Source organism: Bernardetia sp. ABR2-2B (genome assembly GCF_037126435.1).
In the GTDB taxonomy this organism is placed as follows: domain Bacteria; phylum Bacteroidota; class Bacteroidia; order Cytophagales; family Bernardetiaceae; genus Bernardetia.
In genome coordinates, this window is record NZ_CP147020.1 from 4,768,851 (window position 1) to 4,784,740 (window position 15,890).

Consider the following 15,890-nt stretch of genomic DNA (forward strand, 5'->3'; position numbering starts at 1 on the left):
TTCATTCACCATTCACAATTCTACAAAAAATGTCTACTCTACCACAAAAAATTCTAAAAAAATACTGGGGGTACGATGCTTTTCGTGCTATGCAGGAAGAGATTATCGATGCTGTTTTGGAGAGAAAAGATACGTTGGCACTTTTGCCGACAGGTGGAGGAAAGTCTATTTGTTTTCAAGTTCCTGCAATGGCTTTGGAAGGGGTTTGTATTGTGGTTACGCCACTTATTGCGCTGATGAAAGACCAAGTATTTCAACTCAATAAGCGTGGAATTTCGGCAAAGGCAATTTATTCTGGAATGTCAAAACGAGAAATTGATATTACGCTAGATAATTGTGTTTATAACAAAAACATAAAGTTTCTTTACCTTTCTCCCGAACGCCTCAAAACAGATTTGTTTCAAGAGCGAGTTTCAAGAATGAATGTTTGTTTGTTAGCAATTGATGAGGCGCATTGTATTTCTCAATGGGGCTATAATTTTCGCCCTGCTTATTTGGAAATTGCAGCCGTTAGAGAGCGTATTCCGAATGCTGCTTGTATTGCCCTTACGGCTACGGCTACCTTACAAGTTCGTCAAGATATTCAAGATAAGTTAGAATTTAGAGAGGGAAGTAGAGTCTTTACAAAGAGTTTTTCAAGAAAAAATTTATCGTATTCGGCTTTTTTGGAGGAAAATAAAAATCAAAAAATGCTACAAATCTTAAATAATGTAAAAGGAACAGGAATTATTTATGTCAGAAATAGAAAACGATGTAAAGAAATTGCGCTTTGGTTGCGTAGTCAAAAGATTTCAGCTGATTTTTATCATGCAGGACTTACACACGCACAACGAAATCACGTACAAGAATCTTGGATAAATAATAAAATTCGTGTCATTGCAGCTACAAATGCTTTCGGAATGGGAATTGATAAGCCAGGCGTTCGCACTGTTATTCATACCGATTTGCCAGACTCATTAGAAGCCTATTATCAAGAAGCAGGAAGAGCAGGAAGAGATGAAAAAAAAGCGTACGGAATTGCTCTTTTTGATAAAAATGATTTGCTTACTTTAGAAAAACGAACTCGTCAAGCGCATCCAGAACCACAAATTATAAAGAAAGTCTATCAAGCCTTAGCCAATTATTTCAAAATTGCTGTGGGGAGTTTTCCAATGGAAAGTTTTGATTTTGATATAAATGAATTTTATCGTCGCTTTTCAATTCCCTATATCGAAACCTACAATTCTATCAAAATATTGGAAGAACAAGGCTTTTTACAGCTTTCGGAAAGTTTTTATACGCCTTCAAAAGTTTGGATAAAGGTAGATAATGCAACTTTATATAATTTTCAAATTGCAAATCCCAAATCAGATACGGTCATAAAAGCAGTTTTGAGAGCGTATGGAGGAGCTTTTCAGCAGTTTGTTTCTATTTCTGAACAAAATCTAGCGACCTTTTTAAAGATGTCAAAAATGGACGTTACGGCACAACTGAATTATTTAGCACAGCAAAATATTATCGAATATCAACCTCAAAAAGATGTTCCTCAACTTTCCTTCCTTACAGCTCGGCACAACGCAAACGACTTGCCTTTAGATTTAGAGCTTTTGGAAACACGAAAGAAAGAGGCTCTACAAAAAGCTTTTTCAGTCATCAATTATGTTGGTAATGATATGCGCTGTCGGACGCAGATTTTACTTCATTATTTTGGAGAAAAAACAGATAAAATTTGTGGTGTTTGTGATAACTGTATTCAAAATAAAAAGGCTTTAAATTATTCAAATCAAAATCAAAAAAGCGAAGAATTGAAGGAGCAGGTTTTGGAAAAAATAGATAGAGAACCAATTCCTGTTCATAAGTTAAGTTCTGTTTTTGTACACGTTGATGGGAAGGTTTTGGGAAAGACAATTCAAGAAATGGTAGCTGTGGGACTGATTGGTTATGATAAAATGGGGAATTTGGTTAGGAAATAGTATATTGTATCAAATTTATTTTCAGCAAATCAACCTAGAAAAATGGCAAACTTTTCATTTTTATTCCTTGAAAAATCAGCTTATAAAGAAATTGAAAAGCTTAAAGATAGATTGGAAAATAGTAGTAAGCAGCTTTATATGAGTAGCATAAGTGGTTTAATTCAAGAAATAAAGACAGAATTAGAACAACAAAAGAAAGAAAAGGAAGGAGATGAATATCTGAAAAGTACAAGAGACTTTTTATTGATTGATTTAGAAAACTTTGAAGAAGCGTATGAAAGTTGGAGATGGTTTATGCATCTTTATATTCATTACCGTTGTATTGTTTCTCCTCGTTATAAGTGGATTGAGTTTGGATATTTACTAGAAGAAAATGATTTCAACTTTTTAGAAAAAACTTTTCCTGTTTTTTACAAAAAAATGATAGTTGAAAATTATGATTTTCCAGAAGAAACCTATATTACAGAAGAAATTTTTGAAGGTCTTTTATTAATTGATTTAAACCCTTCTGCTTTAGATAGATACCTAGAAATAGATAAATCGGATGTAAATAAAATAGAAAATTCACAAAATCGCTGGTTAGCTAATCAGTTACATAGGTCTTTGTATGGCGAAATTCATTGTATTTTAAAGATAGAACAGTAGTTTTATATCTATGAAACAGAACCAACATATTAGGCAGGTTCATAAAAACTTTGTCAGTAGTTTTTGGTAATCCAAAATAACTCTGACAATAGTTTAGTTACAGACAAGCTTACTTTTCAATTGTTGACAAAGTTAAAAAAAACTATAATTTATTTGATTAAACGTATTTACAAGCTCAATTATTTTTTATGAACATGCTCTGACCAAAATATCAAACCACCTTCTTACAAAGGTTCAAAATCAACTCTTCCATTCTTTCATAACAACCAAATTCTGTAAAATTATAATGTTCCTTTGGTAGTTCTAATTTATTCTCTTCCAAAAAAGTAATATTAAAGTCATTTTGAGCTAGTTTTATTAAATATAAAACAAATCCTCGCAAACGCTCATCTTTCGAATCTTTCAAATGACGCTGATAATAATTTCTAAAATTATTTGATTCTGAAACAAAATCTTCCATTCCAGTATAAAACAAAAACAAGACTTTTATCCAAATTCGGACGATATTATAGCCTGTTTTATCTTTTGTAATTGGCTCGTCGGGAAGTTGTAAGAGTAGGTTTTTTCTATAAAAATTAGGCGTAAATTTTTTCACTAATTTTGGGTCTTTATCCTGTAAAATTAGAAACAGATAAGCCTCACGCAATCTCCACGAAGATTTATCCCATTTATCAAGCCTTTCAAATTGTGGTGTTTCAATAACTTCTAATAAAATAAGAGCAGCTTGTTTGTAGCCGTGTTTGGGTTCATTTATCTTCAAAAGCGTATCAAAATACAGTTCTTGAATCTTAAATTTATTGAAGGCTTGGTAGGTTGTGAGCTTGACAGCTTTTTTTATTAATTGCAAGGCTTGTAAAAACTCTCCTGCATAACGATGTGTATAAATTTGAGCAATTAGAAGTTCTAAATTTCGTGTTGGTGTGTTTAAGTGAGGATAAGTTTGAAAATGTTTTTGCCAGTTATCTGTATTTTTTTGTAACTCTTCTAGTTTGGGTTGGCTTTGTAAAAGATGAGTATTTCTGAAACGAAAACCATACAATTGAGCAAGTGGATGTGTAATTTTTTCATCATTTTCTATTTTTGAATAACTTTCACTCAACTTTTCGGCTGCGTAGGCTTCTGCTTCCCACTCAGAATACTGACCAATAAAAAATTTTGTCTTGGCTTGCATGACTTCCCAATAACTCTTCAAATTATCCAAGAAAATCATTTCTTCTCTTAGTTCTTGTGCTTCCAACGTATATTTTTCAGTTTCGTTGGCAAATCCTTTCAGCGCATAAATGGTTCGTAATTTTCTCACACATTCCCATTCAATTTCTATCAAATGATGTTCTTTTGCTTTTTGCCTAACTCTTTCAATGATTTTTTCGGCATTATGATATACATTCTGAACCAATAATTTGTCTGCAATAATTAGATATTGATTTGACAAAAGCTTCGTTTCCTCTTGATTAAAAATATCTTTTCGTTTACTCTTTCGTATCTTTTTTTCTACTTCCAAATCATTAGAAAGCAAAAGTTCGAAAAGTTTATTGATTAGATTTCGTTTGAGCATCAAATAACGCTTGTCAGAAGGAGCAGTTTCATATAAAAAATGAGAAGCCTCTTCATCACTTTGAATAATTCCTTTAGAAACGCCATCAAAGAGTTTTCTCATTTTAGAATCTTTAGGCAAAATTTGGTCTAAAGACTTGAGAGGATATTTAGAAAGAATAAAGGCGAGTTCGAGAAGTAAATCCATTTTTATATAAGTGCTATCTATTTTCAGATAAAAATCTAGTTATTGATGCTAATTTTAGTTGATATGAATTTTGAATTACCTCAAAAAGACAAAATTAAACTATCGTTAATGTTAAAATGACTTTACTATTTTATTGTTTTTTATCAAAGTAATAAAATAATAATAGGTAATTTGATTAACAATTCGTTCACACAAAATTCAATCTATTTTCTTTTGTCTATAACTCAAAAAAGTTGCTTGAAGTGTTTTGAGCATATCTTTATACTATTTTTTCTACTACAAAGTTCGCATTAACTTATTAGTAATCAATCCTTTTACTGTGAACAAATTGATAACAAAACTTTACATATTTGTATCTTATACACAATAAAACTTACTAATTCTTACACAAAAATCACTTTACTATCTTAACCATTTTTTGATTGTCAGCGCAAAGCAAAGGGCGTAGTTTTGAAGATATTAGAACTAAACGAGTTCTTTTATCCCCTTTTCAATAAAAATTTATTTATAAAGTTCCCTTTCCCTTTTCAAAAATGACTACGAATTTACGCTTCCAATTTTTTTCTCTGTTACTTATTTTTCTTTGTTTTACTTTTTCAGTAAATGCACAAACTGCTCCCCCTTCTAATTTATCTGGCTCTGCTCTAAGAACTTGGTACAAACAAAATTATCACGATGGAAAACACAATACGCTAGGCTACTCAACAGCCAGACGTTATATGTACAATTACATCGACAACAAAAACAACTCAATTACTGGTGTCTATTCGGGTTTTGTACAGCCTTGGACATACGGAGGGACAGGTACAAACCCAGCTCCTATCAACTGCGAACACACCGTTCCACAAAGTTTCTTTGGAAAAGCTGACCCAATGGTTTCTGACATTCATCACTTATTCCCTACTTATGGAAGTTGGAATAGCACACGTTCGAATTATCCTTTTGCAGAAATAACAGATTCTCAAACGGAGAAATGGATGTTAAATTCTTCACAACAAACTTCTGTTCCGAGTTCAAATATTGATGCGTATAGTGAATATGCTTCTCAAACTTTTGAGCCTCGTGAAGACCAAAAAGGAAATACAGCTCGTGCAATTTTTTATTTTTATACAATGTACCCAACACAAGCAGGTTCGATGAGCCAAGTGGGAGATATTAATGTTTTGTATCAATGGCACTTACAAGACCCTGTTGATGCTGCTGAAATAGACAGAAATAACAAAATCGAACAATATCAAGGCGACCGTAATCCATATATTGATTATCCAAGTACAGTTGCAACAGCTTGGAATTTGTCTGGTGGCGATACAGGAGGAGGAACAAATCCTTCTTATTGTGCTTCAAAAGGAAACAGCGTTTCTGATGAGTGGATAAACAGAGTAGTTTTTGGTTCTATCAATAATACTTCTGGCGCAAATGGTGGTTATAGAGATTATACAAATCTTACTGCAAATGTTACGAAAGGAAATAGTGAAACAATTACAATTTATCCAACTTGGAGTGGCTCACAATATGCTGAAGGTTACGCTGTTTGGATAGATTTGAATAAAGATGGAGATTTTAATGATAGTGGCGAACTTGTTTTTTCTAAAGCAGCTTCTACTTCTTCTTCTGCAACGGGAAGTATCACAATTCCTTCAACAGCTACAACAGGCACAACTCGTATGCGTGTTTCGATGAAATACAATGGCATTCCTACTTCTTGTGAATCATTTTCTTATGGTGAAGTAGAAGATTATACTGTAAATATACAAAGTGGAATAACTGGAGGAGATGGAGGAACAACTCCAACAGGAGCAGAACTTCTAATTTCTGAATATGTTGAGGGTTCTTCTAATAATAAAGCTATTGAAATTTATAACCCAACTTCTTCATCAGTTAGTCTTTCAAGCTATTCTCTCAAAAAACAATCAAACGGAGCTGGAAGCTGGGCATCAACACTTTCATTAAGTGGGAGTTTGGCAGCAGGACAGACCTATGTAATCGTTTATTCATCTGCTTCTACCACACTCAAAAACAAAGCTGATTTGATTACTTCATCTAGCGCACTTGCATTCAATGGAAACGATGCCGTAGGATTATTCAAAAATAGCTCTTTAATTGATGTAGTTGGTGTTTTTAATAGCTCTGCTACTTTCGGGCAAAATGTAACGCTAGTTAGAAAAGCTACTGTTTCGGCAGGAAATACAACTTATACAGCTTCTGAATGGACTTCTTATTCACAAGATACTTTTTCTTATTTGGGAAACGCAGGTAGTGGAGGAAGTACAGGTGGAAATACAGCAGCACCAACAGGATATTGTACCTCAAAAGGAAATAGTGTTGCCGATGAATGGATAAACAGAGTAGTTTTTGGTTCTATCAATAATACTTCTGGTGCAAACGGTGGTTATAGAGATTATACAAATCTTAGTACGACGGTAAGCAAGGGAAGTTCACAGACAATAACTATTTATCCTTCTTGGGCTGGAAGCGTTTATAATGAGGCTTATACAGTCTTTATAGATTGGAACAGAGATGGAGATTTTAATGATGCTGGAGAAACGACTTATTCTCGTTCGGCTGGTAATTCTTCTTCTGTAAGTGGAACAATCAATATTCCTGCAACGGCTTCAACTGGAACTACTCGTATGCGTGTAGCAATGAAATATAATGCAAATTCAACGCCTTGTGAAACGTTTAGCTACGGAGAGGTAGAAGATTATCACATCAATATTACAGGAACAGCAAAAATTTCAGTAAGAAATAATGAAAATAATAATGAGGAAGCAACAGTTCAGAATGTTGTAAATGAATTTAAAATCTATCCAAATCCAACTGTACAATCTGCAAAACTTCAACTATCAGTTGTTGAAGCTCAGAATGTGGTAGTTCGTATGTTTGATGCACAAGGAAAGGTAGTTTCGTTACAAACTATCCATGTAAATGGAAGTAAAGAAATTAGTTTGCCTACCAATCGTCTGAAAACAGGACTTTATGTTGTAGAAATTACAGGAAAAGATTTCCGTTTTACAGAGAGAGTGATTAAGAACTAAGAAAAAGTGATTATTTTTACATAAAAAATAGAGCTTCAAAAATGAAACTCTATTTTTTATGTTTTGGTTTAAAATGAATAACACCAAATACAAAAATCAATGCAGGATACCGAATACATATTACTCACTCGGCACAGCCAAGCAAGAGCCATTTTTTATTTATTTTTTGCAGCCGAGATGGCGCAGGGATGATTTTTATTAAAGCATAAATTGAACTCCAAAGTTAATATTTCCTAAATTAGAAATATAAAATGAACTGTCTTTTCTACTTTCATCCTTACTAGAATAATAATTGATACCTGTTCCAATTAAGTTCATACTTAACCCAAATCGTTTGGTAGGATGATACAAAAGCCCTGTATAAATATTTGCACTTAATCTATATGAATTAGATTCACGTATTTGTGGATTAGATCGTTCGTCCTCTCTCTTTGAATTCCTTTTTAAATAATCTAATTGAGGAGATACAAAAAACGAAAGTTTTTCCACTATACGTATATACTTTTTATAATAAACTCCTATTCCATAGCCTTTGGTAATACGCTTTTCCTTTGTCATGTTATCTTGTGCCATGTTATCTTGAAAGTTTGTTTCACTTAGATATCTTCGCATTTCTAAAGATAATAGTATTCCTACTTCTTGATTTTCTTTGAATATATAACCAAGTGAAGTCGTTGAATTATAGCCTGTGCTTTTATTGTTGGAGGAGTAAGCATCTACATTGTACTCATAATTGTTAGTATGAAGGCTAAAATTTTCATTTATTATGAAAGTCCCTTTATCTAACTGTCCGAAAGAAGATGAGCAAATAAACATTGAAATAAAAAATAAAGCAAAAAACACGAAGTTTAAATTGATACGTAGCATGTAAATGAATTGGATTAAATTGTAAATTGATTTGAAATCAAATGTAGTCTTTACTTTATTAAAATTGCAACTATCAAAGTTTAAGTATAATTAATTTTGTTAAATATTTTGATAATAAATCTAAATATTAAGATATAATAATATTTTAATGATTTATTTGATATAAAAAATACCACTCTATCAAAAATTATATTGATAAAATAGTGTTTTTACTTTCAATGAAATAAAGGAAATTAGTTTTTGATTTTTCCTGCTGTCTCTCGCAATATTAAAATGACTATCGAAAACTATGGTAAAACCAAATCTAAGGTAATTAAAAGCTAAGAAAAAACGATTAAAATTTTAGTGGGTTGATAAACGTCTTGCTCTTTTGAGTGAGACGTTTTTTATGTAATGCTACACAAAATCAACACAGTTAAAATCCCTTTCGTAAAATAACCCTTGAATTTCTGCTAACAGTACCTTATCTTGCTTTATTATTTCAAATAACAAATTTTAATTTCTTTTTTTGTGGTTCAGCGTACTACCATCATTACTATTATAAGTGTTTTTGGGCTTACTCTTTTTCTTGTTTTCCTTTTTTTGATACAAAAAGCTGCTTGGAAACAAGAAAATGATGCTTTAAAGACAGAATTAGACAGCCTTAAAACAAGTAGCCAAAATTTAGCGTTGGAGTTTGAGGAGAAAGTAGAGCAAAGACGTATTTCAGATTCGCTTATGCATCGTAAAGTGTACGATAATTATTTTGATGCGTATGATGCTCAAAATTTTAGACTATATGCGCTCTATAAAGATACAGAACGAAGGTACGGCTCTACTTCTAGTTTGGCTCGTGCTTTTAATATCGAAAACTCAAACTCAATCAAAAGTAATTCTGTTTTGGGCGAAATGTGGTATATTATCCCTGTCAAGGGAGTTCATTTTGTAGAAAAAAAACAAACTTGGACAAGTATTGCCAAAAAATATTATCACAATTTAAACGATTCTACCCTACTCAAAACGTTTAATAAAGAACTAAAGCCTAATCGTTTCGTAATTGTGCCTTTTAATTGATGTAAATCGAATTTTTCTTCTAAAAAAGTTGTAAAGTGTTTTAGTCTTAAATGCGTTGATTTTTTCTTATTCACTTATCATCTACCATTCATAATTTATCATTGTTTTCAATGGATACTATTTATACAGATAATCAAATTATTTTTATTTCCTCTCTTGTTCCTGCTTATGCAGTCATTGGAATAGGTTTTTTTTGTGTTTTTATAGGACTTATTTTTTTCAAAAAAGTATATAAAAAAATACGTTTTTTTTGGCTGATTTTTGGTATAATTCTGATGGCTTTGGGAGTAATGGACTTGAAAGTAGGCAAAACCAAAAAGGTAATCATTGATAAAGAACAAGCTGCACTTATTGTCTTGGAAAGAAAGTATTTTGGAGAAGAAGTAAAAACGTCTATTCCCTTTGATAATTTTAGTCATATTGAAGTCATGCGTGATTGGACAATCCGACAGGGAAAATTATTTTCTAGAGAAGAACTTACGCTTAGTGTTTCTTTGGTTCGCTGGGGGTTGCAGCCTATTGAATTAGGGATTTATAGTGAAAAAGCCGTCTTAAAAGAACTCGTAAACAAACTCAGAACAACTGTTTCTTTTCCTGTTTATTTGGTCAGTAACCCAGAAGATAAAAGTTATGCAAACTTTTCTAGGCAGTTTCTGAATGCTGATAATGTCGAAATTGCTTATGCTTATCCATTAATGGAAGTTTCCTTGTTGCCAGATTCTCTACAAATAACAGAGCCTACCTATGAGCTTTCTCGTCCCATAAATATCAGTATTGTTAGGCAAGGAAATGATGATATGGCTATTTGGAATAATACATACAATGTTTTTTGGATTGCTTTGGTAGGGATTCTAACTTTTGGAGGGTTGTTTTTATTACAAAATTGGGTACTTCCCAAAAAAGGGTTTGGAATTGCCTTTGCACTTTTTTATTCTTCCTTCATTATTGCTGGTGTAGTTTGGATAGGTTTTGTTTTGTCGGCTTCATTTAGCAAAACTCAAATTGAATTTAGGGAAAGTAATATTTCTTATTCTACTCGTCTTTTTGGAATAAAGGCTTTCGAACAGATTACACCAAAAGCAGATATTAATGATTTGTTTCCCATACTCAATACGGTCAATCCGACTGATGGGCAACTGACAATGGTTACTGCACAAGGGTTAGTTTTGATAATGAGTAATATCGTCGAACCCATAGATGCTGTAAATGTAGCTTTCAAAAAGGCACAAAGTACACCAATGGATTATCGTATTTTGATTGATGTAGAATCACTTACAATGGGAGAAAGATTATTATTAGAAAAAGAAATGAGAAGATATCTGACAGGAGGAAAATAATTTAAAGGTCTGATAGTCTATTTAAATTATATTTTTAAACGAAAATAATCAATTCAAAATACTTCTAATTAAGTATATAAAAAAAAATTTATGAATAATAAAAAAACTGTATTCTCTTATGTGTTAGTTTTGTTTTTACTCATTTTTATAAGTTCATTCAGAAATCAAAAGACAATCTCTAAACAATCGAATCATCTATTAGAGGATAGTATAGATTATCCTTCTTCCGATTTATACTTATTGAAAGATATAAATAATCAACCTCTTCTAACACAAATTACAAAATATAAAACTGATAAATCAGAAGGAAGTGAGCCAACAATCCAAGTCCATCTTTATCCATCTTCTAAAAAGGCAAATGATTCTATTTTATCTGTGGAAGGTTTAGTTTTTGATGTAGGGCAAAATCCTGATGTTGCTAAATTTAGTGTTTTGGCAGAAGCCATTTCCATGACAAAAGCAGATTCATTAGCAGAAATAAAACGCTTTGAAGGAGTCTTGTATAAAAATGGTAAAAAGACTAAACCTGTAAGGTCATGTAAAGGATTGATACAACCTCGTTGTTTGAAACTCTATTCTAAAAACTATGAAAATGATACAACAAACAAAGAAAAACAGATAGCAAAGGGAAATATTACTTCAAAATACAAACTACACGAGAGAGAAGAGTTGGTGTTCAAAAAATCACATTCTACATTGAAGTTGATAATTTTGGAAGACAGAGGGGAAAAAAATTATGTTCTAAAATTAGATTTTGATGGAGAAAATAAATTTAATAATAACCCAAATGTATATATTCAGCTGATAGGTTATGCAGGAGAATTTTCAATTCCTTTAGGTACTTTTGTTTCTGATGTCGTAAATCCTACCATATTGTATCTGCCCATCGAAAAAGAGCTAGTAGAGAAACTAATAACAGGAAAAGCTAACTACTCACTCAAATTTCAAAATCCAGTAGAATATCAGTTCTCCGAAATTAAATTGAATCAGTTCTAAACTAACAAAAAGGCTTTTTTTACATTTACAAAATTTAGTTTATATTTGTCATTGATAGATTATTAGTTTTACTATTTACGAGATAGAAAAAAGTGATTGAAATAAAGTTCACTTTACCTCCTCATTTATATTATTTATTTGAATCGAAATTTTGTTTTGATAGATTATGGAAAGAATACATATCAAGAATTTTAAACAGATTAAAGAAGCAGACCTTTACTTGCGTAAGCTTAATGTTATTGTAGGTGAGCATACATCAGGAAAAAGTACGCTCATGAAAGTAGCTTATTTTATGCATCATTTGCAAGATGAGATTATAAATGAAGTTTCGGCAAATGCTCCACAAATTTTTAGACACAACTTTTTTGGGCGCATGAAACAAGCTGTCCGAATTGCTTTTGTACATCATTTTGGCTCTACTAGGCATTTGGCTGACTTTACGATTGATTATTATACACCTTCTGGCGAGTTAGTTTGTTTTTATGTTAATGATAATAATGATTTAGATTTATTTTTTGTAGATGATTTTGGAGATAAAATATTAGATAACTCATTTGCTGCCGTTGAAGAGTTGGTAGAGCTTAAAAATAAAGGTTTAGATAGCACTTCGACAGAATGGCAGGAAGTTTTAGATGCGCTTAGAGGAAGATTAAACGTTGTCTTTGGAGACAATACACAAGAGCTTTATATTCCAAATAATAGAAGTGTTTGGCTTGCTATTGGAAACCGTATTCAGACACTTTTTGATGAAATGGAACAAACTCTAAAAAACAAAGGGTTTTTACGTTTTGATTCTGAACACGAACTTTTTCACTTGCGTTTTGTACAACATATCAAAAATAATGTAGTGCCTGTTTTTAAAAGAAATGCAACACTCAAAGATGTATTTTTTGATGTAATGAAGTTTAGTACAGATGCAAATCTGACTATTGATTCTACAAGCAAACAAATTGCAGAACTTCTTCAAGGAACATATCAAGCAGATACATTTGGAGAAAAAATATTTTATGAACTTCCTGAAAAGTATGTTTATCTTCAAAATGCTTCAACGCATCAACAAGAACTTATCCGTATGATTCAAGATTTATTTTTGGCTGCTCTTCGTCAGCAACCTGTTTTGCGTTTTATCGAACACCCAGAAGCACAAGTAAGAACAGATTTACACGAAACACTTACTGAATTTTTGGTTTGGTTTGCTACTTCTCATCCTGAAAATCAACTTGTTTTCTCTACACATTCTTCTCAAATGGTCGATACACTCAATAAGATTGTAGGTGAAGGCAAACTCCTCAAAAGTGAAGAAATAAATGTTCTGACTTTAGATGATGGAAATTTAGTTACACTTTCTAATCAAGAAACTGGAAAGGTAGAAGATACTTTGACAGAAAAATATTTAGTTTAAAAAGGAGAATAATCCAGCCCTTGTTGGTGTTTTAGCGCAGCGACACCAACAAATAAATGAAACAACTTCGATAACTAATCTCATTAAATCAAAAATCCTTTTAAAAATAGCTTTGAAAGGATTTTTATTTTTTATCAATCTATTTTCCTGCTAACTTTCCTTATGAAATATACTGATTTTTCTGATACTATTATTGCTCTTTCTACACCTGCTGGACGTGGTGCAATTGCACTCGTTCGTCTTTCTGGAAAAGAGGCTATTTCACAAACACAGACTTTTTTTCAAGGATTAAATGCTAGTAAAAATCTACTAGAACAAAAAACGCATACAGTCCATTTTGGCACAATCAGAAATCTTGAAAATGAAATTTTGGACGAAGTAGTAGTTACCATTTTTAAAGCACCAAATTCATTTACAAAAGAAAATGTAGTCGAAATTTCTTGTCATGGGTCGCCTTTTATTGTAAAAAGAATTATTCAGAATTTTTTAGATAATTCGCCTGTTCGTTATGCAAAAGCTGGAGAGTTTACACAAAGAGCTTTTCTGAATGGTCGTTTTGATTTGGCACAAGCCGAAGCCGTAGCTGATTTGATTGCAGCAGATTCGGCAGCGTCACATAAAGTAGCTATTTCACAGCTTCGTGGGGGTTTTTCTTCTCAGATAAAAGAACTTCGCCAACAGCTTCTTGATTTTGTTTCTTTGATAGAGTTAGAATTAGATTTTGGAGAAGAAGATGTAGAGTTTGCAGAGCGTGAAAAACTAACCCAACTGGTAAAAACAATTCAAACAGTTATTGAGCAATTATTAAGTTCTTTTGAGCTTGGAAATGCTATCAAAAATGGTGTTCCAACAGTTATTGCAGGAAAACCAAATGCAGGAAAATCTACGCTTCTCAATGCGCTTTTGAATGAAGAAAAAGCTATCGTTTCAGAAATTGCAGGAACGACACGAGATTTTATAGAAGATGAAATAAGTATTGAAGGAATTGCATTTCGTTTTATTGATACAGCAGGGCTGCGCTATACAGAAGACAAAGTAGAATCTATTGGTGTAGAGAGAGCAAGAAGAAAAATGAGTGAAGCCTCGCTTATTTTATATGTGATTGATTTGTCTGAGTTATTCAATGGAGTTATAAGTAAAAAAGAATTTTTTGAAGAAATCAAGGAGGTAGAAGAATTGAATATAAATACACTTTTTGTCTTGAATAAATCTGATTTTTGGGAAAAAATAGAAAATGAGATAGAGAATAAAAAAGATTTTAACTGGCTCAAAACGTGGGCAAAAGAATCAAATACCATTTTTACACAAGCCAATAATACAACTGACAGAGAAGACATTGAAAAGCTAAAAACTAAGATTTTAGAAGTTATTCAAGCTGATAATTTTAATGCAGGAGATACGCTTGTTACAAATACTCGCCATTATGAGAGTTTGAGAAATGCAAATCTTGCTTTAGATGATGTCTTGAATGCTTTGGAAATGGGACTAACAGGAGATTTGCTTTCTTTAGATTTGCGTACAGCCTTAGAACATTTGGGTTCGATTACTGGAGAAGTGTCGAACGACGAGATTTTAGGAAATATATTTGGGAAGTTTTGTATAGGAAAGTAAGACCACAAAAAGCGATTTGAGAATTTATGTTTTCTCAAATCGCTTTAAAAATTAGAATGTAACTACAAATGTTATTTAATCAAAAACTTACCATAAAGTGGAAAATGGTCAGATTCAAAACTTTCTAGTCGTTCAAATTCTACAACAGAAATTTCTTTTGTTACATAAAAATGGTCTAAAGGCCATCTAAAAAAATATGACTTTGCATTAAACGTGCTATAAAGCCCTCTACCAATTCTGACATCTTTGAGTTTTGTATTATCTTCTCCAAACAAGCGTTCTGTTCTGCCCCAAGCTACATCATTAAAATCTCCTCCTACAAGTGATGGATACTCGTCTTTCATCACAAAATTAGCTACTTTAAGCAAACCCATTTCTTTCTTTTGGTCTTCTCCTGTTATTTCCCCAACATTATCAGGATATTTATCGCTAGGAACAGGCGCAACTGGATGCACTCCATAAAACTTAAAAATTTTACCAGAAGGAAGTGTTACCAACGTATGAAAAGAAGGAACTTTAGAGAGATTCAAATGCTTAGATTCAGATTTTGTAAGTGGAAATTTTGAATAAAGAGCCATTCCATAAGCATTATCATAAGGTTCTATCATCGTATGAGGATATTCTTCTTTCAAACCCTCTAGTTCACCTACCCACCAATCATCTACTTCCATCGCCAATATCATGTCTGGGTCAGCTTTTTCTATTACTTCCAAAAATTTAGCAGAGTTTTTATTATCAATAAGTACATTTCCCAAAAGTATGCTTACCGTATTTTTTTCATCCACCGATGCAGCTTCTACACTCTCAACTTCAGTAGACCACAATAAATAAGGAGCCATCACACTAAGTTGAATCAAAACGGCTGAAATAAGTCCTGTAAGCAAAAGAATTGCAGGTCTGTTCCAACGAAGTTTTATAATAACAAAATAGATAAGTATAATAATAGACAAAATAAACTGTATCATTCTAGGAAAGTCCAATACCTTCAAATACCATCTTGGTATATCATAAATTAAAGATAGAACACTAGAAATAATAATGAGTACACTAAGTACAATAGCTGTGTAAAATGCTCCCTTTCGGAGATTGCTGTATGTTTTGTCCATGTTTTCTGTAAATGAGATTAAAAAATGAAGACAAATATTAAGGTAGTTCTGTATCTCTAAAAATACTTTTTACAAAAAAATGGATAGTAAAAAGTGAAACAGACTATAAAGTTGCCTTATAAAACAATAGAACACACAGAATCCT

At 32.1% G+C, this 15,890-nt stretch carries 11 protein-coding genes; 8 read left to right on the forward strand and 3 right to left on the reverse strand.

Annotated elements, in window-relative coordinates; genetic code table 11:
- Positions 1–29 precede the first annotated feature (29 nt).
- Entirely contained in the window at positions 30–1,952 is a 1,923-nt protein-coding gene (locus WAF17_RS20065) for an ATP-dependent DNA helicase RecQ (protein ID WP_338763611.1), read from the forward strand.
- A gap of 42 nt (positions 1,953–1,994) precedes the next feature.
- On the forward strand, positions 1,995–2,597 hold the full coding sequence (locus WAF17_RS20070) for a hypothetical protein (RefSeq protein ID WP_338763613.1): 603 nt from the start codon (positions 1,995–1,997) through the stop codon (positions 2,595–2,597).
- 211 nt (positions 2,598–2,808) lie between these two features.
- Here WAF17_RS20070 and WAF17_RS20075 read toward each other — a convergent pair whose 3' ends face one another.
- The gene (locus WAF17_RS20075; protein WP_338763616.1) at positions 2,809–4,338 is read right to left on the reverse strand and encodes a hypothetical protein; all 1,530 of its coding nucleotides are present in this window, start codon (positions 4,336–4,338) and stop codon (positions 2,809–2,811) included.
- A 533-nt stretch (positions 4,339–4,871) separates the two neighbouring features.
- Between WAF17_RS20075 and WAF17_RS20080 the strand changes: the two genes are divergently transcribed.
- On the forward strand, positions 4,872–7,373 hold the full coding sequence (locus WAF17_RS20080) for a GEVED domain-containing protein (protein ID WP_338763619.1): 2,502 nt from the start codon (positions 4,872–4,874) through the stop codon (positions 7,371–7,373).
- Positions 7,374–7,571: 198 nt separating this feature from the next.
- On the opposite strand, the gene WAF17_RS20085 is transcribed toward WAF17_RS20080, so the two are convergent.
- Positions 7,572–8,189 carry a hypothetical protein gene (locus WAF17_RS20085; protein WP_338763621.1) on the reverse strand — a complete coding sequence of 206 codons (618 nt, stop codon included), beginning with the start codon at positions 8,187–8,189 and terminating at the stop codon, positions 7,572–7,574.
- A 561-nt stretch (positions 8,190–8,750) separates the two neighbouring features.
- Here WAF17_RS20085 and WAF17_RS20090 point away from each other — a divergent pair.
- From WAF17_RS20090 to mnmE, 5 genes are all read left to right on the forward strand, one after another.
- Positions 8,751–9,293, forward strand: a complete 543-nt coding sequence (locus WAF17_RS20090) for a hypothetical protein (RefSeq protein ID WP_338763624.1) — start codon at positions 8,751–8,753, stop codon at positions 9,291–9,293.
- 110 nt (positions 9,294–9,403) lie between these two features.
- Positions 9,404–10,630, forward strand: a complete 1,227-nt coding sequence (locus WAF17_RS20095; RefSeq protein ID WP_338763627.1) for a hypothetical protein — start codon at positions 9,404–9,406, stop codon at positions 10,628–10,630.
- Between the two features lie 90 nt (positions 10,631–10,720).
- Complete coding sequence (locus tag WAF17_RS20100; protein ID WP_338763630.1) at positions 10,721–11,626, forward strand: hypothetical protein; 906 nt, start codon at positions 10,721–10,723, stop codon at positions 11,624–11,626.
- 166 nt (positions 11,627–11,792) lie between these two features.
- Positions 11,793–13,028 (forward strand): AAA family ATPase, encoded by a 1,236-nt coding sequence (locus WAF17_RS20105; RefSeq protein ID WP_338763633.1) that lies wholly within the window; start codon positions 11,793–11,795, stop codon positions 13,026–13,028.
- A 162-nt stretch (positions 13,029–13,190) separates the two neighbouring features.
- The gene (gene mnmE, locus WAF17_RS20110; RefSeq protein ID WP_338763636.1) at positions 13,191–14,639 is read left to right on the forward strand and encodes a tRNA uridine-5-carboxymethylaminomethyl(34) synthesis GTPase MnmE; all 1,449 of its coding nucleotides are present in this window, start codon (positions 13,191–13,193) and stop codon (positions 14,637–14,639) included.
- 71 nt (positions 14,640–14,710) lie between these two features.
- Here the strand turns inward: mnmE and WAF17_RS20115 are convergent, their stop codons facing one another.
- Positions 14,711–15,745, reverse strand: coding sequence for an endonuclease/exonuclease/phosphatase family protein (locus WAF17_RS20115; RefSeq protein WP_338763639.1), 1,035 nt, complete (start codon positions 15,743–15,745; stop codon positions 14,711–14,713).
- Between the last annotated feature and the right edge of the window lie 145 nt (positions 15,746–15,890).